The sequence below is a fragment of the Devosia sp. genome, assembly GCF_030689745.1.
Classification (GTDB): Bacteria; Pseudomonadota; Alphaproteobacteria; order Rhizobiales; family Devosiaceae; genus Devosia; species Devosia alba.
The window spans coordinates 17,545-39,584 of sequence record NZ_JAUYGL010000036.1 but is presented as its reverse complement, the minus strand read 5'-3'; the positions used below and the strand labels follow the sequence as shown (position 1 = coordinate 39,584).

The following is a 22,040-nucleotide window of genomic DNA, read 5'->3' as shown; positions in this document are numbered from 1 at the left end:
GCATGTCACGTGTCGCCCGCGCCCTCAAGATCGGCCGCTCCACCCTCTACCGCAAACTGCACGAATACGGCCTGGCCGAAGACCTGCTCAGCGACGCGGCGTAGCACTGGTGTGATCTGGTCGGCCCGGACAGACCTGGTTGGTTGCTCCATCGACAGGATCTGGCCGGTCAGAGCTGTTCCCGGTCAATCGCCTTGGCGTAGAGCCGCACCATCGATAGCGTCTGCCCGCTGTACTGGTAGTAGACGCGAACCCGCAAATCGCTTTTGCGGCCGCTGCGCACCAGCGTCTCGCCGATCGCCTTGTGCGCCGCATCCTCGGGTGAGGCGGCGCTGGCGATGGTGATCTCCTGCCCTGCGCTGTCGCCCGCCCGGCAATCGACAATCCGGTAACTGGTCATGGGCGAGGCTCCTGCAAAAAGCCATTGCTCTAGCAGGGCCCGACAGTACCCGCATTACACTTTGCCAAGTCAAAGGCCACGGCGTGATATTTCTTGCCTGATCGGCACACTGGCGCCAAACCGCTGGATCGCCCGCCCGCTTTGGCCATGAGGCAGCGAGGCGGTGTTCTCAGGTCCCTGCTGCCGTGACAAAGGGAACACAAATCCCACTCACAAAGCTGCGAGCAATTGTTCCTGTTAAGGATTTCTGGCTAATGATTTTTAACGATATGCCTGCCGATTCCGCGATGGAATGCGGGTGATGCATCGATCAAGACGCCGCCGTGCTGGAGCCCGAATGAACAAGTTTCTGGTCACCCTGATTGCCGCTCTCGCGAGCTCCGTCAGTCTTATGCCCGCCCTGGCGCAGGATGTGGCGAGCAATGCGGCCGGCCCCATCTTCATCGCCCCGCCCCAGACGCCGCTGGCCCAGATCATCAAGCAGGGGCTTTCTGCTGCCTATTACGGCGCCAGAAAAGACAGCGCGGCTTATGCCGAAGCGCAGAAGCTGTATTTCTTCTATGGCGCCCGCCATTTCGAGCCCATCTGGCTGGATGAAACCGCCACGGGACAGGTGGCTTTCTCGGCCCCGGCCGAAAAGATCCGCACCTTGTTCGCAGCCGCGGCCAGCGAGGGCCTGCGCCCGCAGGACTATCTGACGCCCGAACTCGACGTTTCCGCTGTGGGCAACGACCCCGCCAAAATGGCAGCACTGGAGACGGCATTCTCACGCGCCACCATGCGCTACGCCACCCATATCTATACCGGTCGCATCGTGCCCGGCTCGATCAGCAAGACCTTCGATGTCGCGCCCAAGCGGCTCGACGAGGGCGCCCTGCTGGTGCAACTGGCGACCAGCCCTGATCCGGTCACGGTGCTGACAGCGCTGGAGCCGACCCACCCCGAATTTCTCGCGCTCAAGGCGGCCTTGGCAAGTTTTGACGAGACCCAGGCCGCCCGCCCCGTGCAGATTGACGCCGGCATCACATTGCGCCCCGGCATGAAGGACGCACGCGTCCCGGTGCTGCGCCAACGCTTCGAACTCGCCACGACCCAGGACACGCTCTATGACGACAGCGTCGTCGCAGCCGTCAAGGCCTTTCAGCAGGCCCGCAATCTGGCCGTCGACGGTGTCATGGGGCCGGCTACGCTGCGCGAACTCAATGGCGGCGCGGCGCTGACCAAGGCCGATATTCTCGCCAATATGGAGCGCTGGCGCTGGATGCCGCGTGATCTGGGCGCGTTCAACGTGCTGGTCAACATTCCCGAATACCGGCTATCGATCAATCGCGACAACCAGGAGGAATACACCACCCGGGTCGTGGTTGGCACCGTCAGGAACCAGACGCCGGTGTTTTCCGACAGCATTCGCCACATCGTGGTCAATCCCTACTGGAATGTGCCCAGCTCGATCGTCAAAGCCGAGATTGCCCCGGCTGTGCTGAACAATCCCGGCTACATCGACAGCCACAATTACGATCTGCTCTACCAGGGCAGCCCGATCAGCCCATGGTCAGTGGATTGGAACCAGGTCAGCGCCAGCAATTTCCCGTTCCGGGTGCGTCAGCGCCCCGGTACCAGCAATGCCCTGGGCCAGATCAAGTTCCTGTTTCCCAACAAGCACGACGTCTACCTGCACGACACCCCGTCCAAATCGCTGTTCTCCCGCGACTCCCGGGCCCTCAGCCATGGCTGCGTCCGCGTGCAGAACCCGCTGGAGTTTGCCGGGGCCTTGCTGGCCAACGAAACCAAAATCAGCCGCGGCTCGCTGGAGGACATGTTTGGCAGTGCCGAGCGCTGGGTGAACCCCGAGCACCAGATTCCCGTGCATCTTGCCTATTTCACGGTTCGCGTGGCACCTGACGGCACCCTGCGGTCCTTCAGTGACATCTATGGTCACAATGCCGCGCTGATCGCGGCCATGGGTCTGGCGACGCCGGCGCCCATGCCTGAAATCGTCGCCGAAGCCGGTGACGGCACCATTTCTCCGTAAGCCGGTCTTAACCCTGCGTTTACAATTTCGCCTTGGTTGTGCCGGGTTTTGATCGTAATAACATCGGCGTGAGCGGGATTAGGATCTGCTGACAGCGGGCTGGCGTTAATCAAATCCATGGGATTTTACGCTAATTTGCGACGATAGACTGGCATACCGGACAGAGTTTAGCGTGACGGGGGCTTCCTACTTGCAACACTATCGTATCGGGCGGATTTTTCTCGCTGCCCTGATCAGCCTTACCCTCATCATGCCACAGGCCGTTGTGCCTGCGGCGGCAGCGTCCGAGCGTGCCATCTACCTGCATTACACCCACACCAAAGAGACCGCGCGCATCGTCTTCAAGCGCAACGGACAATTCGTCCAGTCTGGTCTCAATGAGCTCAACTATTTCCTGCGCGACTGGCGTCGCAACGAGCCCACCAAGATGGACCCGCGCCTGTTCGATCTGATCTGGGATGTCTATCAGGCGGTTGGTGCCAGCCAGCCCATCAACGTCGTCTCGGCCTATCGCTCGCCCGCCACCAACAACATGCTGCGCTCCAAATCCTCTGGCGTTGCTGAGAACAGTCAGCACACCAAGGGCAATGCCATGGATTTCTTCATCCCCGGCGTGCCGCTGGCCAAGCTGCGCGCCATTGCCATGAAGAAACAGGTTGGCGGCGTCGGCTACTACCCCACTTCGGGCAGCCCGTTCGTACATCTCGATACCGGCTCTGTGCGTGCCTGGCCACGTATGACCCGCGCCCAGCTCAAGGATATTTTCCCCGACGGCAAGACCATGCACCTGCCCTCCGATGGCAAGCCGCTGTCGCAGCAGGGCTACCAGACCGCCATGGCCGAATGGAAAAAGTGCCACGCCTATCCCTGCGATGGCCGTTCCTCGGGCACCCAGATCGCTGATAGCGGCGGCAGCGGTCGCACGCTGGTCGACATGCTGTTTGGTGGCAATAACAGCCAGCCCGCAGCAGTCCAGGCGGCGCCGGTACAGATGGCCTCGCTCACGCCCCAGGCAACCACGCCAAAATCCGCACCGATCCCGGCAATGCGCTCAGCCAATTTGGGTGCTGCGGTTGCGCCTGCTGCGCCACCCGCCCTGCCCTTTGCCACTGCCGGCAGCGCCCCGCTCGAAGCAGCCGAATTGACCACCACGGCCAGCGCGCCCTTGCCCATGCGCAAATCCCCGACGCTGCTGATGGCAACCGCCGCGAACCTGCCCTCGAGCGACGCCGTAACCGCAATCGCTGCCCTGACGGCGCCATTGCCACAGCCACGTCTGCACATGACCGCGACCGAAGAGCCGAGCATGATGACAGCCTATCTGCAGCCCATGCCGCAGGACCCCAACGCCCAGCGGGCGCTCGAAATGATCATCAAGCGCGAAACCGCTCCGGCCACCACGGCTGCCATTCCCGCCACCCGCCTGCCCACACTGCCGCCATTGTCCGGTGTCACCACCCTGCGCACAGCTTCGCTGGGCGGCGGCAGCGGTGTCACCGGGGCCCTGACCAATCTGTTCCGCGGCACCTTTGGCGCCGCGCGTCAGGACGAGCCAGTGGCTCAGGCACTCGCCGACCACATCGCCAAGCGGCCAACCACCAGCACCATGCGCCATCCCGAACTGATCGCGCCCGATCTTGAACATGTCGCCGAGGTGTTCATCGCCCCAACGGCGCTGAGTTCGGAATATTTCGCCGCAATCTGGGATCACGACGAGGCCGATTTCAGCCCCGCAACCGAAATGGGCCGCTACGTCACTGTCCTGCGCGCCGGCGATTTCCCCGAAGGGCTTTCCCACACCCGCTTCGTCGGTGCCCAGCCGGTGGCGAACGTCATCAACTGACCGGTCGCGACCAGGCTGGCTTCCCCTGCAGCGTTGCCGTTGCGCCAATTGGCGCAGCCTGCCCGCCAATGTTGCAAAGCGCCGCCCGCGCGCCTAAACAAGCGTGATGCTGCCCGTTTTGGCGAAGGACTGCCCGTTTGGCCGACAAGCCCTCGACACCCATGCTCGATACTGTCAATTCACCCGTTGATTTGCGCGCCATGCCGCGCGAGGATTTGCGGCAATTATCCGATGAATTGCGCGCCGAGATGATCGACGCCGTCTCGGTCACCGGTGGCCATTTGGGCGCCGGCCTGGGCGTTGTCGAACTGACCGTGGCCTTGCATGCCGTGTTCGACACCCCCCATGACCGGATCATCTGGGATGTTGGCCATCAGGCCTATCCGCACAAGATCCTGACCGGACGCCGCGACCGCATTCGCACCCTGCGCCAGAAGGATGGTCTGTCCGGCTTCACCCGTCGCGCCGAAAGCGAATACGATCCGTTTGGCGCCGGCCACTCCTCCACCTCGATCTCGGCCGGTCTGGGCATGGCGGTCGCCAGTGCGCTGATGGACAAGCCACGCAATGTCATCGCCGTCATCGGCGACGGCGCCATGTCGGCCGGCATGGCCTATGAGGCGATGAACAATGCCGGCGCCATGGATGCCAGGCTGATCGTCGTGCTGAATGACAATGACATGTCGATCGCACCGCCCACCGGCGCCATGAGCGCCTATCTGGCGCGCCTGGTCTCCAGCCCGGTCTATCGCGGCGCCCGCGAGGCCGCCAAATCCGTGGTCAGCAAGCTGCCGCAGTTCCTGCACGAACCGGCCCGCCGCACCGAAGAATTTGCCCGCTCCTTCTTCACCGGCGGCACATTGTTTGAAGAACTCGGCTTTTACTATGTCGGCCCGATTGATGGGCACAATCTCGATCACTTGCTGCCCATTCTCGACAATGTGCGCGACGCGGCCGAAGGCCCGATCCTGGTGCATGTCGTCACCAAAAAGGGCAAGGGCTACGGCCCGGCCGAAGATTCGGACGACAAATATCACGGCGTCTCCAAGTTCAACGTCATCACGGGCGCACAGACCAAGACGCCCTCCAATGCGCCGTCCTATACGTCAGTTTTCGCCGATACGCTGATCCAGGAAGCCAATGGCGATCCGCGCATCGTGGCCGTCACCGCCGCCATGCCCTCGGGCACCGGTCTGGACAAATTTGCCGAAATCCACCCCAGCCGCATTTTCGATGTCGGCATTGCCGAGCAGCACGCCGTGACATTCGCCGCCGGCATGGCCAGCGAGGGCATGCGCCCGTTCTGCGCTATCTATTCGACCTTCCTGCAGCGCGCCTATGACCAGGTCATCCACGACGTGGCCATCCAGCACCTGCCGGTGCGCTTCGCCATTGATCGGGCCGGCTATGTCGGCGCCGATGGTCCCACCCATGCCGGCAATTACGACGCCGCCTATCTCGGCGCCATCCCCGGCATCGTGCAGATGGCCGCCGCCGACGAGGCCGAACTGCGCCATATGGTGACAACCGCTGCCGCCTATGACGACGGCCCCATTGCCTTCCGCTACCCGCGCGGCGACGGCATGGGCGTCGACCTGCCCGCTCGCGGCCAGATACTGCCCATCGGCAAGGGTCGCATCGTGCGTCAGGGCGCCACCATTGCCATTCTCAGCTACGGCACGCGCCTGGGCGAAGTGCTCGCCGCTGCCGACAAGCTGGCCGCTTTGGGCCTCACCCCGACCATTGCCGACGCCCGCTTCATGAAGCCGCTCGACGAAGAACTGATTGCCCAGTTGGCCAGCACCCACGATGTACTGCTGACCGCCGAGGAAGGCTCGATTGGCGGCTTTGGCAGCCACGTCGCAACTTTCCTGGCCAGCAATGGCCTGCTCGACGGCAAGCTGCGCTTCCGCCCGCTGATGATCCCTGATCGTTTTGTCGAGCATGCCAGCCAGGCCGACATGTATGCCGACGCCGGCCTCGACCGCGCCGGCATTGTCGCCACCGCACTGAGCACGCTGGGCTATGACGAAGCAGCCATGGTCGCCGCCCTAGGCAAGGCCCGTTAGGGCGTTCTCGGCAAGACTGGCTCCACTTTTGCGGTTCGAACACGCGACCCGCGAAAGTTCTGGACCGACACGCGGCTCAGGACGGCAAGCAAAATCGCGTGCAAATTGCGAGGCTTGGGGTCACGCCCGGTCATGAGCGTCACTTACGCAATGGCCGCTGCATAAGCCGATTGCATCTTGGCGAGGGCAGAGATCTCGGGCGCCGCTGCGCCCAAGTGGATATGCCGCAATTCCTCCATGAACGCGGACCAGAGTTGTGGGCCGCCATCTTCGAGTACCTGCGCCCGTATGGCGAGCGTTGTCGAGGGGAGTGTGTGGCGCAGCCCCCAGCTACCCATGACCGCCAGCAATGGGACGAGATCAATCGCCTTTTCCGTCAGGCCGTAGATGATCTTCTGCTTGTGACCGGGATCATCGCCCCGCGTGAGCAGCCCATTGCCGGTCAGGCGTTTCAGCCGGTCCGCAAGAATATTGGACGCGATGCCCTCGATGTTCTCGGCAAGCAGAGACCGAAAGCCGCGAGGGCGGCCGCCGAACATGATGTCGCGCAGGACAATCAGGCTCCAGCGGTCGCCAAAGGTTTCCAGCGTGAGGTTTATTGGGCATCCTGAGCGTCGCCGGTTCATCGGATCCGTCCGTCAGACTGGTTGCAATTTAGAGGTGGTTTCCTGGCTCGATCGACCTTTAACATGGGGCACGGCGTAAATGAATGCGATCCGACCGGATCGCCGCCCGGTCGACAGGAGACAGCCCATGGCCAAGCTTGTTTATGGAATGATGCAGTCACTCGACGGCTATGTAGCCGGCCCTGATGGCGGGCCAAACCTGCCGATGCCGGACGATGAACTGCATCGCCACTTCAACGACCAAGTGCGCGGGGTCGTTGGCTGCCTGTACGGTCGGCGCATCTACGAGATGATGCGCTATTGGGACGTGGATCAGCCGGGACAGGACGACATCGGGAACGACTTCGCGGCGGCCTGGCGCGCCACGCCGAAATGGGTTGTATCTCATACGCTGAAATCAGTCGGCCCAAATGCCACCCTGGTGAACAACGACCTGGGAGAATTCGTTCAGGCGCTGAAGGCCGACTACGACGGCGAGATTGACGTCGCCGGGCCGGAGCTGGCGGGCTGTCTGACCCAGCTTGGTCTAATCGATGAGTATCGGCTGTACCTCCAACCCGTAGTGCTTGGCGGAGGCAAACCATATTTCGCGGCCGCCCGCCCGCCGCTCCGCCTGGTGGCACATGATCGGATTGGCGAGCACGCAATCAGGTTAACCTACGTTCCGTCTTGATCCATCCCGCGCCGACTTATCTCGCCTTTGAACGGCATTGCAGCTTTCGTGCTAAAGGAAACCTCAAGGCTACGGGCATTAAGCTAGGCGCTGCACGGATTATCCGCCAAGGCCAGTATCATGAGTATTTCCGCCATCGCATCGGGCACCGCCGGCATGTATCGGGCCGCCGATCGCCTTGATGCCAGCGCCAGTCGGGTGGCCCGTTTCGGCACTGGCCCGAGCGAAACCGACCTTTCCACCGAGCTGGTTGAGGTCATGATGGCAGAGACCGACTTCAAGGCTGCCGCCACCGTGATACTTGTCGCCGACCGCATGACGAAATCGACCATCGATATCCTGGCCTGAACGCGCACCGCCCAGCAGCCTTTCGGACAACTGGGCGGATGCAAATCGCTAGCGGTGCCGCGGTTTAGTCGTCAGATGGCGCCGCCACCATGCCCAGAGCACTCATATACAGCTCAAGCAGGGCTTCCTGCTCCATACGCTCATTGGCGTCCTGTTTGCGAATGGCCACGATCTTGCGCAGAATCTTGGTATCAAAGCCGTTGCCCTTGGCTTCAGCGTAGATTTCCTTGATGTCGGCGGCAATCGCTGCCTTCTCTTCTTCCATCCGCTCGATGCGCTCGATGAACGCCCGGAGCTGGTCCTGGGCAACGCTGTCTTCAGCCATGGGTCTTACCTCGTTGTTTCAAGCGCTGCTTGAACCTCAGACTCACCCCCGGTTCAACCCCTTTGTGACCCAATCCCCATCATGACATCAGCACATGCCCGCAATTCCGCCAAAACGGGTCATTAGCCATTGACCAATCCATCACCATGGGCTCAAAGAAGGCACGTTTTCCCGATGATTTCCGGCTCGCTTTTGCAAACCACTCGTCTCGGCACGACTCTGATCGGCGCAACGCTTGCCAGCTTGGCGTTCTTTGCAACGCCGGCCAGGGCCGACCTGCGCATCTGCAATGAGACTGCCAATCTTGTTTCAGTGGCCCTTGGCTATCGCGCTGAGCGCGGCTGGATGAGCGAAGGCTGGTGGCAGGCGCCTCCGGGCGATTGCCGCGTCCTGTTTCAAGGCGAACTGCAGCGTCGCTTCTTTTACATCTTTGCAGCAGATGATGTGGCCGGCGGGGCTTGGGACGGATCGGTATTCATGTGTACGCGCGACGAAACCTTCACCATATTTGGGGTTGAGGATTGCCTTGCCCGTGGTTATGAGCGCACCGGTTTCTTCGAAATCGATACCCAGAACCGTTCCGACTGGACGCTGCAGCTGACCGAGACCGCCGCCGGCCCTGCCGTCGTCGGCCCCGACGGCAGCGAAGACCTTGAAGATCCAACTTTCCTTGTCGATCCCGACGATGTGGACGCACCGCAGGACGACATAACGCTACAAGAAACGGACACGCAATGAGACGCATGAGACGCGCAAAGATCGTCGCCACCCTCGGGCCAGCCAGCCACGAGGAAAAGATGATCGAGGAACTGGCCAAGGCCGGCGCAGACGTGTTCCGCATCAATATGAGCCATGCCAGCCATGAGGTGCTCCGCACCACGGTCGAGCGCATCCGCAATGTCGAGAAGCGGCTGAACCACCCCTTGGGCGTTCTGGTCGATCTGCAGGGCCCCAAGCTGCGCGTCTGGAAGTTTGCCGACGGCGCCGTCGAACTGCTCGCCGGACAGAAATTCACCCTCGACAGCAATGAAACACCCGGTACTGCCGAGCGCGTGTTCCTGCCACATCCCGAAATTATCGAGAGCGTTTCAGTGGGTGATCGCTTGCTGATCGATGACGGCAAGCTGTCACTCAAGGCCACCAAGGTGGGCAATGGCGCCATAGAGACCGAAGTGGTCTATGGCGGCAAGCTGAGCGACAAGAAGGGCGTTTCGCTCCCCGATACCCTGCTGCCGACCGGCGCCCTGACCGAAAAGGACCATGCCGATCTGCTGGCCGGTCTGGCCGCTGATGCCGACTGGATTGCGCTGTCCTTCGTACAGCGCCCCGAAGACATCATCGACGTGCGCAAGATTGTTCAGGGTCGCGCCGGCGTCATGGCCAAGATTGAAAAGCCGCAGGCCATTGAGCGCCTCGAAGAGATCATCAAGCTGAGCGATGCCATTATGGTGGCGCGTGGCGATCTGGGCGTCGAATTGCCGCTTGAGCAGGTTCCCGGCCTGCAGAAGCGCATGATCCGCATGGCCCGCCGCTACGGCAAGCCGGTGGTCGTGGCCACCCAGATGCTGGAATCGATGATCACCGCGCCTGTCCCCACCCGCGCCGAAGTCTCGGACGTGTCGATTGCGGTATTCGAAGGCGCCGATGCCATGATGCTGTCGGCCGAATCGGCTTCCGGCATGTACCCGGTTGAGGCTGTCGCCACCATGAACAAGGTGGCCATTGCCGTCGAAGGCGATCTCAATTATCGCAACATCATTCGCGCCGCCCACACCGAGCCGGAAGCCACTGCGGCCGACGCCATCTCGGCAGCCACCCGCCAGGTGGCCGAGACGCTCGATCTGGCCGCCATCGTCACCTATACCGCTTCGGGCTCCACCGGCATCCGTGCTGCCCGCGAACGGCCGTCCAAGCCCATCATCGTGCTGTCACCCAATATGCGCACCATTCGCCGCATGTCGGTGGTCTGGGGTGTGCACTGCGTGCAGACCGAAGATGCGGTCAATCTCGAAGACATGGTCGACCGCGCTTGCGTGATTTCCTATCAGGAAGGCTTTGCCCGCCCCGGCGACCGGATCGCCATCACCGCCGGCATCCCGCTGGGCACGCCCGGCGCCACCAATATGCTGCGCATCGCCTTCGTCCGTCAGGACGGCGCTGGCTCCAGCTGATCGCCCCCTGTATCCAACAGGAAAGCCCGCGCAGTGTCGCGGGCTTTTCTTTGTCCGGGTGCTGGCAGATTAGCGCTCCATCAGGGTCTTGAGCACCATCAGGTCAGCCTGCAGCCACTCTTCTTCCGAGGCGAAGACCGCATCCGAGACCAGCGGCTGCTGCACCGAGGTGTGGGTCAGCACCGTGCCATTGCCATTGCGGATCAACCTGACACTGGCCGCGCGCATCACCTGAACCCCCACCCGCACCGTATAGTCGAGCACGAAGAACGGGTTCGGTGGGGTAACTTGCACCATGGCACGGCCTTGCGGATGGCCGAACGACCAGATCAGCGGTCCTTGCTCAGGCTCCGGACGGCCAGGACCGCTCATCGTCCAGCGCGCCAGATTGGCCGGATCAACCACGAAGGCATACACCTCCTCGATTGGTCGTTTGATCAGGACGGTCAGGGTCCGGGCCTGCAGCATGTCACAACCTCAAATTGACGCTGGAACTTACAGCCACCAAAACCAGAATGGTTCGCGCCGTGGAAATTCAGTTAATAAATTGCTTAACAAATAGTTCTGCGCCAAAGGCGAGTGCGCACGGGATCAGTACCATTCGCCAGTAGTCGCGGTGGGAGGTCAGCATCGCCCCCCCAGGCCACCTTGACCTTGCTGCCCGCTCTCTGCGCGCCCGGGCAGCAGACAAAAACAACAAGGCCCGCTTGCGCGGGCCCTGTTATTCAAACAGCAGTCGAGCCAAGCTCAGCCCTGGCGGGCTTTGAAACGCTTGTCTACCTTGTTGATGATATAAACCCGACCGCGACGGCGGACGAGCTTGTTCGCGCGGTGGCGAGTCATCAGCGCCTTCAGCGAGTTGCGGATCTTCATCGGACGATTCCTTGGTCAAACAAAAGGGGCGCCTTGGCGCCCGGAAACTTGGGGGATACATAGGGAAAATGCCCCCCCCTGTCAACGCGGCATGGCCGGAGTTTTCACCCAAATGTCGTGAAAAGCCAAGCCGGCATACCCATAGCCCCATTAACGGCTCATAGGCAAAGCTAAGCTATGCTCCAGTCACGCTATTATGTGGGATCACCATGGCCAACGAGGAAATCACCAAGCGGGGCGTTCTTGTCGCTGATGCGTCGGCCCATATGGCAGCGCTGGTCGCCGTCATGCTGCGCAGTCTCGGTCGCAAGGACATTCGCGAAGTCTGTGATGCCAGCAAGGCCATGTTCGAGCTGAACCACCGCGGCTTTGACCTGCTGATCATCGATGACGCCCTTGTCGGCCTGGACGGCGTGGCCTTTACCCGCAAGCTGCGCGCCAATAGCGACTGCCGCAATCGGCTGATTCCCGTCATCATGATGAGTGCCGCACCCGATGCCAAGCGCATAGCCGACGCCCGCGATGCCGGCATTACCGAGTTCCTGCGCAAGCCATTTGCGGCCAATCATCTGCTGACTCGGCTGGATAACATCACGGCCCACCCGCGCAGCTTCATCGAATCGGCCGAATTTGTCGGCCCCGACCGCCGCCGCAAGACAGTAAGCGTCGGCAAAAAGGCGCGGCGGAGCGCTGACGGTCTAGCCGAAGCCAGCTGATGAACCGCCGGGCTTTCGATCTGCGGGCCTATGCCGAGCGCGCCCAGCGCGGCCCTTGTTTCATCTGCGAGATGATTGCCGGCAATCCTGACTATGCCCATCATCTGATCGCCCAGGATGACGAGACCATCGTCTTTCTCAGCAAATACCCCACCCAGCCCGGCTATGCGCTGGTCTGCCCCAAGCGCCACTGTGAGGACCTCGCAGAGGACCTTTCGCCCGTCCAGTATCTGGCCCTGCAGACGGTGGTCCACCGCCTCTCCCGTGTGCTCAAGCGGGTCTACAATGCCGAACGCATCTATGTGCTCTCATTGGGCAGCCAGTTGGGCAACAGCCATCTGCATTGGCACGTTGTACCCCTGCCCAAGGGCGTCCCATACGAACAGCAGCAATATCACGCGCTGATGGCCGAACACGGCGTGCTGGAGTTTTCAGAGGTTGAAATGGCAAAAGCCGCCGCGAGGATCGCGGCAGCCTATGACGGTCTGACCGACTAGCCGTTCAGCACGGCTTCTGCCGGCACATCGATTTCGCGCCAGCGATGGCACGCCACCAGCCGGCCATTCTCGATGATCTCCAGCGGCGGGCGCTTTTCGGCGCAATAGGGCTTGGCAAAACGGCACCGCGTGCGGAAGGTACAACCCGAAGGCGGGTTGATCGGCGAGGGAATTTCGCCCTTCAGCGCATCAATATTGCGCAACCGCGCCAGCTTGGGATCGGGGATCGGAACCGCCGTCAGCAACGCTCGCGTATAGGGATGCTTGGGGTCCTCATAGATCTCGTCGCCGCTCGCCAGCTCGACGATCCGCCCCAGATACAGCACCAGAATGCGGTCTGACACATGCCGCACCACGCTCAGATTATGCGAGATGAAGATCAGCGTCAGCCCGAACTCATCCTTGAGCTCGGCCAGCAGATTGAGGATCTGCGCCTGGATTGACACGTCCAGCGCCGAAACCGGCTCATCGCAGACGATCAGCTTGGGCTCGGTGATCAGCGCCCGGGCAATGCCGATGCGCTGCGCCTGTCCGCCCGAAAATTCGTGCGGATAGCGATTGATCATCTCGGGCAGCAGCCCTACCGATTCCATGGTCTTGAGCACCCGGGCCCGACGCTCGGTCTTGTTGAGTTCCGGGCGCAGCGTACGCAGCGGGTCAGCGATGATCTCGCCCACTGTCATGCGCGGATTGAGCGAGGCGAGCGGATCCTGAAAGATGATCTGCAAATCCTGCCGGCGCTGGCGCATTTCTTCCGCCGGCAGCTTGGTCAGATCCTGACCCAGCCACAGCACCTGGCCCTCATCGGGCGTCAGCAATTGCAGGATGCAGCGGCCCAGCGTGGACTTGCCACAGCCGCTTTCACCCACAATACCCAGGGTCTCGCCTTGCCGGATGGTGAAGTTGATGTCTTCCAGTGCCGTCAACGTCAGCGGGCGCGCAAACAGCCCCGTGGCGATCGAGAAGGTCTTTTTCAGATCCTTGATTTCGAGCAGGGTGGTGGTGTGGGCCATCATGCCACCTCGCCATAAGCCAGCGGGCCTTCATAAAAGCACGCCTTCTGCCGGCCATCACCGACATCGCGCAACGGCGGTCGCTCGACCAGACAACGATCAAACGCAAAGGCGCAGCGTGGGTGAAACGCGCAGCCCTTGGGCAGGTTTTCCAGGCTCGGCGGCAGGCCCTGAATGGGGTCGAGCCGCACCGCGCGCTTGGCAATATGGGGCGTCGAATGCAGCAGGCCCAGCGTGTAGGGGTGGCGCGGATCGTAGAACAGGTCGTCGGTTACCCCCTTCTCCACCACTCGCCCGCCATACATCACCATCATCCGGTCGGCCACGCCGGCGACCACACCCAGATCATGGGTAATCAGCACCAGCGAGGTGCCGAAATCCTCGGTCAGCGACTTGAAAAGGTCCAGCATTTGCGCCTGCACCGTCACGTCCAGCGCCGTGGTGGGCTCGTCGGCAATCAGGATCTTGGGCTGGCACAGCAGGGCCATGGCGATCATCACGCGCTGCCGCATGCCACCCGAGAGTTCGTGCGGATAGGCATTGGCGCGCTTGACGGGTTCGGGAATACCCACCCGCTCGAGCATCTCGATCGAGGTAGTGACAGCATCCTGCTGGTTGAAGCCGCGATGCTTGACCAACACTTCGCTGAGCTGGGTCTTGACCTTGAGCGTCGGGTTCAGCGAGGTCATCGGGTCCTGGAAGATCATGGCGATATCCTTGCCGCGATACCTGTCGAGCTGCCTCGAATCCAGGGCCAGCAAATCCACGTCACCCATCATGACCCGGCCACCAGCCCGGCCATTTTTGGCCAGCAGGCCCATAATGGCGAGAAACGCCTGGCTCTTGCCTGAACCCGACTCACCCACCACCGCCAGCGTCTCGCCTTCGGACAGACTGAAATTCATCTCGCGCACGGCCTGCACCTCGCTGTCATGCAGCTCGAAGGTCACCGACATGTCTTCGACTTTGAGGACTTCTGTCATATCTATCGATCCTTGGGGTCGAGGGCGTCGCGCAACCCGTCGCCGATATAGGTGAGGCAGAGCAGCAGGCTCACCAGAACCACTGCCGGCCCGATCAGCATCCAGGGCAGCGTCTCGGCCACGGGCGCGCCGAACGAGATCAGCGTACCCAATGATGTCTGCGGCTCCTGCACGCCCAGGCCAAGATAGGAGAGGAAGCTCTCGGTCAGGATGATCTCGGGCACGGTCAGCGTGGCATAGATCACAACCGGACCGGTGAGGTTGGGCACGATATGGCGGAAGATGATGGTCCAGGGCTTGGCCCCGCCCGCCTTGGCCGCCTCGACAAACTCGCGCTGCTTGATCGACATGGTCTGCCCGCGCACGATCCGCGCCATGGTCAGCCATTCGAGAAAGCCGATGCCGACAAACAGCAGCACCGGATTGCGCCCGAAGATCACCACGAGAATAATGACGAACAGAATGTAGGGCAGCGCATACATGATGTCGACGAAGCGCATCATCACCGCATCGACCCTGCCACCGAAATAGCCGGCAACGGCGCCATAGATCACCCCGATGATCACCGAGACCAGCGTCGCGACGCCCGCCACGATCAGGCTCATCTGCGTGCCCTGCATGATGCGGGCCAGCATGTCGCGGCCATTCTGGTCGGTGCCGGCATAGTGCCCGGCCTCGAAATTGGGCGGCTTGCGGATGCCGCTCCAGTCGATCTTGTCATAGGTCCAGGGCAGGAAATATGGCCCGGCAAACGCGAAGATGATGATGAAGCCGACCACGAAGACCGATAGTACCGCGGCCTTGTTGCGGACCAGGCGCCGTACGGCATCCTGGGTCAGCGACCGACCCTTGGGCGCGTCGAGCGTTTCGAGCCTGTGCGCATACTCGGTGAGTACCGCGTCCTTGCCAGTAATCCCGGCCATCAGCTGTACCTCACCTTAGGGTCGAGCCAGGCATAGAGAATGTCGACCAATAGGTTCACCGCCAGGATAACGAACATGTACAAAATGGTTGTTCCCAGCACGAGGCCATAGTCGCGGTTCAGTGCGGCGCTGATGAAGTAGCGGCCAATGCCGGGCAGCGCAAAGATCTGCTCCACCACCAGCGAGCCGGTGAGCAGGTAGGACAGGCCCGGGCCGAGATAGGACACCACCGGCAACAGCGCCGGCTTGATGGCGTGGCGCGCCAGGATCAACCGCTGGCCGAGACCCTTGGATTTGGCGGTGCGCACATAATTGGTGCTCAGCACTTCGATCATCGAGCCGCGCATCAGTCGTGCCGTCCGTCCCGCATGGGGCAGCACCAGCACGGTGATTGGCAGCACCAGATGGGGAATCGAGCCGCTCTGCCACCCCCCTGCTGGCACCCAGTTGAGATAGACACCGAAAACCAGTTGCAGGATGGCAGCCATCAGGAAGTTGGGCACCACCAGCCCGATCACCACGATCATGACCAGCAGATAGTCCGGCCACTTGTTCTGGTTGACGGCCGACAGCGCGCCGGCCACGAGCCCCACCAGCGTACCGATGACGAAGGCCGACAGGCCCAGCGTCAGCGTGAAGGGCAGCCCGATCCACAGCATCTGGGCGACGGTGAAGTCATTGTACACCATGGAGGGGCCAAAATCGCCCTGCAGCAGACGGCTGACATAGATGAAATATTGCTGGATCAGCGGCAGGTCGAGATTGTAGTGCGCCCGCAAATTGGCCAGCGTTGTCGGGGGCAGCGCGCGTTCACCGTCGAAGGGACCGCCGGGCGCCAGCCGCAGAATGAAGAAACAGGCAGTAACGGCAATCAACGCTACCGGAATCGCTGACAGCACACGCCGCGTCACATAGCCAAACATGGATTTTTTGGACCTTTCACATCCACCGCGCCCTCAGGTCAGAGGGCCTGGTGGATAAAACTGCGGCGCCGCCCCTCCTGGGGGCGACGCCACACGGTTTCGGCGGCTACTCGGCCTTGGAGAGCCAACGCGTCCGGTGAATGTCCGATGCGTTGCTGACGAAGCCGCTGATCTCGGGGGACACCACGTTCTGGGCGATGTACCAGTAGATCGGGAACGCGGCGGTTTCATCCATCGCGATCTTTTCAGCCTCGCCGAGCATCGCGGCGCGTGCCACGAGGTCCTGCTCGGTGGTGGCCTGATCCATCAGCGCGTCGAACTCTTCGTTCGCGTAGCGGCCGTAATTATTGCCCCAGTTCATCGCGCCGTCCTGCATGATGCCGGTGCGCAGCAGATCTAGCGTGTTGGACGGGTCCGAATAGTCCAGCAGCCAGCCGGCACGACCGATTTCGAAATCACCGGCGCGCAGGGCGTCGTAGTGCACGGCGGTTTCGGAGTTGAACAGTTCGGTCTTGACGCCAATCTGTTCCCACATCGAGCTGATCGCCACGGCGATCCGCTGATGGTTGTCATTGGTGTTGTACTTGAGCTGTACGGGCAACGGCGAATCCGCAGTATAGCCCAGCCCTTCCATGATCGCCTTGGCTTCTGCCACGCGCTCTTCATAGGAAAGACCGATCCATTCGGGCTGGTAGGGGGTCACGCCTTCATAGTTGGCCGTGCCTTCGGGAACCCAGCCATAGGCTGGCAGTTCGCCGGTACCCAGCACGTCGGGACCGATCACGTCGCGGTTGATCGACATCGACAGCGCCTTGCGGACCTCGGCATTGTCAAACGGCGGCTTCTCCTGGTTGATCACGTAGTAATAGATGCCCAGGAACGGAGCAAAATAGTCCTGGCCGGGCAGATTGGTCTTGATCCACTCGGCCTGGTCCGACGGAATGTCGGTCAGGATGTCATATTCACCGGCGCGATAACGCGACAGGGCGGCGGCCAGGTCTTCCTGCACGAAGTAGTTCACCTCGTCGATCTGGACATTGGCGGCATCCCAGTAGGTCTCGGATTTCACCGACTTGATGTAGCTGCCCGGAAGCCATTCAGTAGGTGTGTAGGGGCCGTTCGAAACGATGTTCTCGACCTTGGTCCACTCGGTGCCGACCTTGTCGATCACATGCTTGGGCACGGGATAGGCCGTGTAGTGGGTCAGCGCCTGCAGGAAGAACGGCGTGGGGCCTTCGAGGGTGATTTCGACGGTCTTGTCGTCGAGTGCCTTGACGCCCAGTTCGTCGAAATCGGTCACGGTGCCTTCGGCGATTTCCGAACCGTTCTTGATCGGAAACTGCAGATAGGCATAGTCCGAAGCGGTCTTGGGGTCGAACAGGCGCTGGAAGGCGAAGACGAAATCGCCGGCAGTCACCGGGGTGCCGTCCGACCACTGGATGCCATCACGCAGCTTGAAGGTATAGACCAGGCCATCGTCGGAAACGGTATGGCTCTCGGCCTGGCCGGGAATGGCCTGCGCATCGGCGTCTTCCGTCATCAGGCCTTCGATATAGTCGCCGATGATGCGGTTTTCCCAGTCGCCCGATGCCTGGTGCGGATCGATCGAACCAGGCTCGGAGCCGTTCATCATGTTGAGCGTGACGGCCGAAGCGGCCGTGCTCATCAGCAGCGCCATGGCGCCGGCGGTTGCGACCGCTGTCAGGGTTTGAGTGATTTTCATGCGCGTTCCATCTCCTTGCGGACTTCCTGAAAACATCATTGTTTCCGCGATCATGGCGCCGCGGATTTATTTGGCTTGTGGCCGGAGCTTGGAGCCGGCCGGGCAAGATTAATGGACGGTATTACGCAATTCCGCCTACTGACAAGCAAAAGATTGACCTATGCGTCAACAGGGGCGTGCAGTGGCAAGCATTGCCGTGCCGGGCAATGCGGCAACGCCTCTGCGGGCGGTTCACGATCTGTGGAAAACGCGTCTAGCCGGCCAGCAAACCCGATTGCTGCACGCCATAGATCAGCAGCGCCAGCCCGATCAGCACCGCGAACGGTACCCAGCCGGGCAATACCAGTTCCTGGCGCGGCGGCTTGGGCTCGGGCTCTTTTTCGATCTTGCGGAATTTGACAACATTATCGCTCATGCCGCGCCCTCTACCAGAGCGGTCACGCCTTGCCCACCCGCCGTGCACACGGAAATCAGTGCGCGCTTGCCTGGCTCGGCGGCCAGCAATTTGGCTGTCAGCCCCAGAATGCGCGCCCCGGTCGCCGCGAACGGATGCCCATAGGCCAGGCTGGAGCCCTTCACATTGATCTTGGCCGGATCGATCGGCCCCAGCACGCTGTCGCGGCCCAGCACATCCTTGCAGTAGGCAGGGTCATTCCAGGCTGCCAGCGTGCACAGCACCTGCGCGGCGAAGGCCTCATGCAGTTCGAAATAGTCGATATCGTCAAAGCCCAGCCCGGCCCGCGTCAGCAGTTCGCTGACTGCAATGGTCGGCGCCATCAGCAGTCCCTCGCCATGCGCGAAATCATTGCCGGCCACCCGGCCCATGCTGAGATAGGCCAGAATCGGCAGGCCGCGCTCCCTGGCCCATGCTTCGCTGGCCAGCAGCACCGCCGACGCGCCATCGGTCAGTGGCGTCGAATTGCCCGCCGTCAGCGTGCCCTTGCCACTGGATTTGTCGAAAGCCGGCTTGAGCGTCGCCATCTTCTCGATATTGGCGTCGGCGCGCACATTGTTGTCGCGGACCAGCCCGGCGCAGGGCACCAGCAGATCGTCATGGAAGCCTTCGTCATAGGCCTTGGCCGCATTGACATGGCTGGCCACCGCCAGCGCGTCCTGCGCCTGCCTGGTGATGCCCCATTCCCTGGCCATCAGTTCGCAATGCTGCCCCATGCTGAGACCCGTGCGCGGCTCATTGACCGAGGGCGCCACCGGCGTCAATTCACCAAAGGAAAATCCCTTGAACGCCCTGAACTTGTCGCCGGTGGTCCGCGCCTTGCCCAGATTGATCATGCGGTGCTGGAACTTGTTGCCAAACACGATAGGACTGTCGCTCACCGTGTCCGACCCGGCGGCAATGCCGCTGTCGATCTCGCCGCTGGCAATCTTGGCGCCCAGCATCAGCGCCGCCTGCAGGCTCGTGCCACAGGCAATCTGCAGTGTCGTGGCCGGCGTGCGCGGCGACAGCCCGGCATCCAGGCTCGCTTCGCGCGCAATATTGAAATCGCGGCTATGGGCGATCACCGAACCGGCCACCACCTCGTCGATCTTGGTGCCTTTGAGGCCAAATTTGTCGACCAGCCCGCCCAGCACGGTGCCGAGCATGGAAAGGTTGGTTTCGTCAGCATAGGCGGTATTGCCGCGCGCAAACGGCAGGCGTGTCGACCCGACAATGGCCACTCTGCGAAGTTCAGTCATTTGGCATCCTCGCCAGTCTGGATCAATGTTGCGCGCGATGGTGCAGTCGACACCCTCCCCCTTGCGGGGAGGGTCAGGGAGGGCGGCGTTTGGCCCGAATATCGGGGCTCTCGAATGATCATGCCTTGCCATCCTGTCTTGCCTTGAGCGGTCCGCCGAGGAACGGCGCAAAGCCTGTACCCATGATGACTCCGATATCGGCCAGCCCCGCATTGGCGACCACGCCCTCGGCCAGCGCCACTTCGGTCATGTCGACCAGCGGCTTGACCAGGTCGCGGCCCAGGGCTGCGAGGTCAGCATGCGCGGGCACGTCGCCCTTTTGCGCCTTGCCCTCGCTCCATTTGTAAAAGCCTTCGCCGCTCTTGCGCCCCAGCTTGCCGGCCTTGACCAGCGTGTCGAAATTGCTGCCTTCGGGCACCGCATGCCCCAGTTCGGTCGCCACCGACTTGCCCACATCGAGCCCGACCGTATCCATCAGCTCGATCGGACCCATCGGCATGCCGAACGCCACGGCAGCGGCGTCGAGCAATTCCTTGCTCTCACCGCGCTCCACCCGTTCCACCGCGCCCAGCATATAGGGCATCAACACCCGGTTCACGAGAAAGCCCGGCGCCGATTTGACCACCACGGGCGACTTGCCGATGGCCAGCGCAAAGGCGGCGCCCTTGCCGATCTCGGCATCGGCATTGAAACTGGAGCGGATCACTTCCACCAGCGGCAGCTGTGCCACCGGGTTGAAGAAGTGCAGCCCGATCAGTCGCTCCGGCTGCTTGAGCTTTTCGGCAATGCGCTCAAGTTCGATCGAACTGGTATTGGTCGCCAGAATGGCGTCGGGCTTGGCCTTGAATTCGAGCTCGCCAAAGATGGACTGCTTGACGTCGAGTTTCTCCACTACCGCCTCGATGATCACATCGGCGCGGCTGACGCCCTTGCCCTCGGGGTCGGCCTCCAGCCGCAGCATGGCCGCGTCCACCTCGCGCTTTTTCTTCAGCCGTTTCTTGAACAGCTTCTTGCCGCGATCCAGCGCCGGCTGGATCCGCGCCATATCCAGATCCTGCAGCGTCACGCTCATGCCGCGCAGCGCGCACCAGGCCGCGATGTCGCCGCCCATCACGCCCGCGCCAATCACATGCACCCGGGAAAACTTGACGCCCTTGCTGCCCTGCTTCTTGAGGGCCTCGGAGGCAAAGAACACCCGGCGCAGATTGGTTGCGGTATCGCTGCCCATCAGCGGCACGAAGCGGTCGATTTCACCATGGCTCATCGCCTGCCAGTTATTGCCGTGCTCTTCGAACAGATCGATCAGCGCATAGGGCGCCGGATAGTGTTCCTGGCGCGCCTTCTTGGCCACCTGCGCGCGCATCTTGTTGGCTACATAGCCGCGCAGCGGCCCCATCGCCATCACCCGTTTGAGCAGGCCCGCCTGGGTCGAGCCGCGCTTCTGCAGCACGGCCTTGCGGGCTTCCCAGCGCAGATTGTCGCGATGACGCACCAGCTTGTCGACCAGGTTCATCCCGCGCGCCGCGCCGGCCTTGAGCAGGCGGCCCGCCAGCATGATTCCCATGGCATCGACCGGTCCGGCCTGGCGGATCGAGCGACCCGTGCCGCCAAAGCCGGGGAAGATGCCCAGATTGACCTCGGGGAAGCCAATTCGGGTCTTGTCGTTATTCACCGCCACGCGGTAGTGGCAGGCGAGCGCCAGCTCCAGCCCGCCGCCCAGGCAGAAGCCGTGAATGCCCGCCACCATAGGAACTTTCAGCGCTTCGATGCGGCTGAACAGTGCATGCGTGCGTTGCAGCGCCCCCGGCAGAACCGAGAAGTCGCTCATCGCATCGAACTCGCTGACATCGGCGCCAGCGATAAACCCGCTATCCTTGCCGCTGAGCAGGATCACCCCGACCAGGTCGCCGCTCTTGGCCAGCTCCTCGAACCGGATCACCAGAAGTTCCAGTTCTTCAATGGCCAGCCGGCTCAGCGTATTGACCGGCGAATTGGGCGTGTCGATTGTCAGCCAGCCCAGGCCCTCCACGTCAATTTCAAAGCGCCAGTTTGTGCTCTCGGGCATCTGCGGCTGGATCATTGTGTCTCCTCGAATTTCGGGCTTGCGCCTCACCCACCCGGTGCCGGGCGGCACCCATTGTGTGGGCTAACCAGGCGCTGCACCCGATATGTTCGCTGCAGCGCCCATTATCTTCCATCCCCAAATC

At 62.0% G+C, this 22,040-nt stretch carries 23 protein-coding genes; 10 read left to right on the top strand and 13 right to left on the bottom strand.

Going from position 1 to position 22,040, the window contains the following annotated elements; all coding sequences use genetic code 11:
* Positions 1-104 (top strand): helix-turn-helix domain-containing protein (locus Q8O80_RS03500; RefSeq protein WP_305576978.1); only part of this gene is annotated, 104 nt, incomplete at its 5' end.
* A 65-nt stretch (positions 105-169) separates the two neighbouring features.
* On the opposite strand, the gene Q8O80_RS03495 is transcribed toward Q8O80_RS03500, so the two are convergent.
* Positions 170-400 (bottom strand): hypothetical protein, encoded by a 231-nt coding sequence (locus tag Q8O80_RS03495; protein WP_305576969.1) that lies wholly within the window; start codon positions 398-400, stop codon positions 170-172.
* Between the two features lie 337 nt (positions 401-737).
* Between Q8O80_RS03495 and Q8O80_RS03490 the strand changes: the two genes are divergently transcribed.
* From Q8O80_RS03490 to dxs, 3 genes are all read left to right on the top strand, one after another.
* Entirely contained in the window at positions 738-2,432 is a 1,695-nt protein-coding gene (locus tag Q8O80_RS03490) for a murein L,D-transpeptidase (protein WP_305576967.1), read from the top strand.
* Positions 2,433-2,622: 190 nt separating this feature from the next.
* Positions 2,623-4,275: a DUF882 domain-containing protein gene (locus tag Q8O80_RS03485; RefSeq protein ID WP_371136086.1), complete on the top strand. Its 1,653-nt coding sequence runs from the start codon at positions 2,623-2,625 to the stop codon at positions 4,273-4,275.
* 161 nt (positions 4,276-4,436) lie between these two features.
* Positions 4,437-6,344: a 1-deoxy-D-xylulose-5-phosphate synthase gene (gene dxs, locus Q8O80_RS03480; RefSeq protein WP_305576974.1), complete on the top strand. Its 1,908-nt coding sequence runs from the start codon at positions 4,437-4,439 to the stop codon at positions 6,342-6,344.
* A gap of 143 nt (positions 6,345-6,487) precedes the next feature.
* Here the strand turns inward: dxs and Q8O80_RS03475 are convergent, their stop codons facing one another.
* Complete coding sequence (locus tag Q8O80_RS03475; RefSeq protein WP_305576965.1) at positions 6,488-6,970, bottom strand: helix-turn-helix domain-containing protein; 483 nt, start codon at positions 6,968-6,970, stop codon at positions 6,488-6,490.
* Positions 6,971-7,097: 127 nt separating this feature from the next.
* Here Q8O80_RS03475 and Q8O80_RS03470 point away from each other — a divergent pair, with 127 nt between their 5' ends.
* Positions 7,098-7,643 (top strand): dihydrofolate reductase family protein, encoded by a 546-nt coding sequence (locus Q8O80_RS03470; RefSeq protein WP_305576963.1) that lies wholly within the window; start codon positions 7,098-7,100, stop codon positions 7,641-7,643.
* 120 nt (positions 7,644-7,763) lie between these two features.
* A complete protein-coding gene (locus tag Q8O80_RS03465) occupies positions 7,764-7,991 on the top strand; it encodes a hypothetical protein (protein ID WP_305576961.1) in 228 nt (75 codons plus the stop codon).
* A gap of 64 nt (positions 7,992-8,055) precedes the next feature.
* Here Q8O80_RS03465 and Q8O80_RS03460 read toward each other — a convergent pair whose 3' ends face one another.
* Positions 8,056-8,316, bottom strand: a complete 261-nt coding sequence (locus Q8O80_RS03460) for a DUF2312 domain-containing protein (RefSeq protein WP_137153141.1) — start codon at positions 8,314-8,316, stop codon at positions 8,056-8,058.
* 129 nt (positions 8,317-8,445) lie between these two features.
* Between Q8O80_RS03460 and Q8O80_RS03455 the strand changes: the two genes are divergently transcribed.
* Positions 8,446-9,054 carry a DUF1036 domain-containing protein gene (locus Q8O80_RS03455; RefSeq protein ID WP_371136085.1) on the top strand — a complete coding sequence of 203 codons (609 nt, stop codon included), beginning with the start codon at positions 8,446-8,448 and terminating at the stop codon, positions 9,052-9,054.
* Positions 9,051-10,487 carry a pyruvate kinase gene (gene pyk / locus Q8O80_RS03450; protein ID WP_305576957.1) on the top strand — a complete coding sequence of 479 codons (1,437 nt, stop codon included), beginning with the start codon at positions 9,051-9,053 and terminating at the stop codon, positions 10,485-10,487. The genes Q8O80_RS03455 and pyk overlap by 4 nt, the downstream gene beginning before the upstream one ends.
* A 69-nt stretch (positions 10,488-10,556) precedes the next feature.
* Here pyk and Q8O80_RS03445 read toward each other — a convergent pair whose 3' ends face one another.
* Together Q8O80_RS03445 and ykgO are read right to left on the bottom strand one after the other, a co-directional pair.
* Positions 10,557-10,955, bottom strand: a complete 399-nt coding sequence (locus tag Q8O80_RS03445; protein WP_305576955.1) for an SRPBCC domain-containing protein — start codon at positions 10,953-10,955, stop codon at positions 10,557-10,559.
* Positions 10,956-11,234: 279 nt separating this feature from the next.
* Positions 11,235-11,360, bottom strand: a complete 126-nt coding sequence (gene ykgO / locus Q8O80_RS03440) for a type B 50S ribosomal protein L36 (protein WP_046105532.1) — start codon at positions 11,358-11,360, stop codon at positions 11,235-11,237.
* 209 nt (positions 11,361-11,569) lie between these two features.
* On the opposite strand from ykgO, the gene Q8O80_RS03435 reads away from it, so the two are divergent.
* On the top strand, positions 11,570-12,076 hold the full coding sequence (locus tag Q8O80_RS03435; RefSeq protein WP_305576942.1) for a PleD family two-component system response regulator: 507 nt from the start codon (positions 11,570-11,572) through the stop codon (positions 12,074-12,076).
* Complete coding sequence (locus Q8O80_RS03430; RefSeq protein ID WP_305576973.1) at positions 12,073-12,573, top strand: HIT family protein; 501 nt, start codon at positions 12,073-12,075, stop codon at positions 12,571-12,573. The genes Q8O80_RS03435 and Q8O80_RS03430 overlap by 4 nt, the downstream gene beginning before the upstream one ends.
* Here the strand turns inward: Q8O80_RS03430 and Q8O80_RS03425 are convergent.
* The 8 genes from Q8O80_RS03425 to Q8O80_RS03390 form a co-directional block, all read right to left on the bottom strand.
* Complete coding sequence (locus tag Q8O80_RS03425) at positions 12,570-13,589, bottom strand: ABC transporter ATP-binding protein (RefSeq protein ID WP_371136084.1); 1,020 nt, start codon at positions 13,587-13,589, stop codon at positions 12,570-12,572. The two genes, Q8O80_RS03430 and Q8O80_RS03425, sit on opposite strands and share 4 nt — an antisense overlap.
* Positions 13,586-14,569, bottom strand: a complete 984-nt coding sequence (locus tag Q8O80_RS03420) for an ABC transporter ATP-binding protein (protein WP_305576940.1) — start codon at positions 14,567-14,569, stop codon at positions 13,586-13,588. The genes Q8O80_RS03425 and Q8O80_RS03420 overlap by 4 nt, the downstream gene beginning before the upstream one ends.
* A gap of 2 nt (positions 14,570-14,571) precedes the next feature.
* Positions 14,572-15,492 (bottom strand): ABC transporter permease, encoded by a 921-nt coding sequence (locus Q8O80_RS03415; protein WP_305576938.1) that lies wholly within the window; start codon positions 15,490-15,492, stop codon positions 14,572-14,574.
* Positions 15,492-16,415: an ABC transporter permease gene (locus tag Q8O80_RS03410; RefSeq protein ID WP_305576936.1), complete on the bottom strand. Its 924-nt coding sequence runs from the start codon at positions 16,413-16,415 to the stop codon at positions 15,492-15,494. The genes Q8O80_RS03415 and Q8O80_RS03410 overlap by 1 nt, the downstream gene beginning before the upstream one ends.
* A 106-nt stretch (positions 16,416-16,521) precedes the next feature.
* A complete protein-coding gene (locus Q8O80_RS03405; RefSeq protein WP_305576934.1) occupies positions 16,522-18,138 on the bottom strand; it encodes a peptide ABC transporter substrate-binding protein in 1,617 nt (538 codons plus the stop codon).
* A gap of 253 nt (positions 18,139-18,391) precedes the next feature.
* On the bottom strand, positions 18,392-18,553 hold the full coding sequence (locus Q8O80_RS03400) for a hypothetical protein (protein ID WP_305576932.1): 162 nt from the start codon (positions 18,551-18,553) through the stop codon (positions 18,392-18,394).
* Positions 18,550-19,833 carry an acetyl-CoA C-acetyltransferase gene (locus Q8O80_RS03395; protein ID WP_305576930.1) on the bottom strand — a complete coding sequence of 428 codons (1,284 nt, stop codon included), beginning with the start codon at positions 19,831-19,833 and terminating at the stop codon, positions 18,550-18,552. The genes Q8O80_RS03400 and Q8O80_RS03395 overlap by 4 nt, the downstream gene beginning before the upstream one ends.
* 118 nt (positions 19,834-19,951) lie before the next feature.
* A complete protein-coding gene (locus tag Q8O80_RS03390) occupies positions 19,952-21,913 on the bottom strand; it encodes a 3-hydroxyacyl-CoA dehydrogenase NAD-binding domain-containing protein (RefSeq protein ID WP_305576928.1) in 1,962 nt (653 codons plus the stop codon).
* Positions 21,914-22,040: the final 127 nt, after the last annotated feature.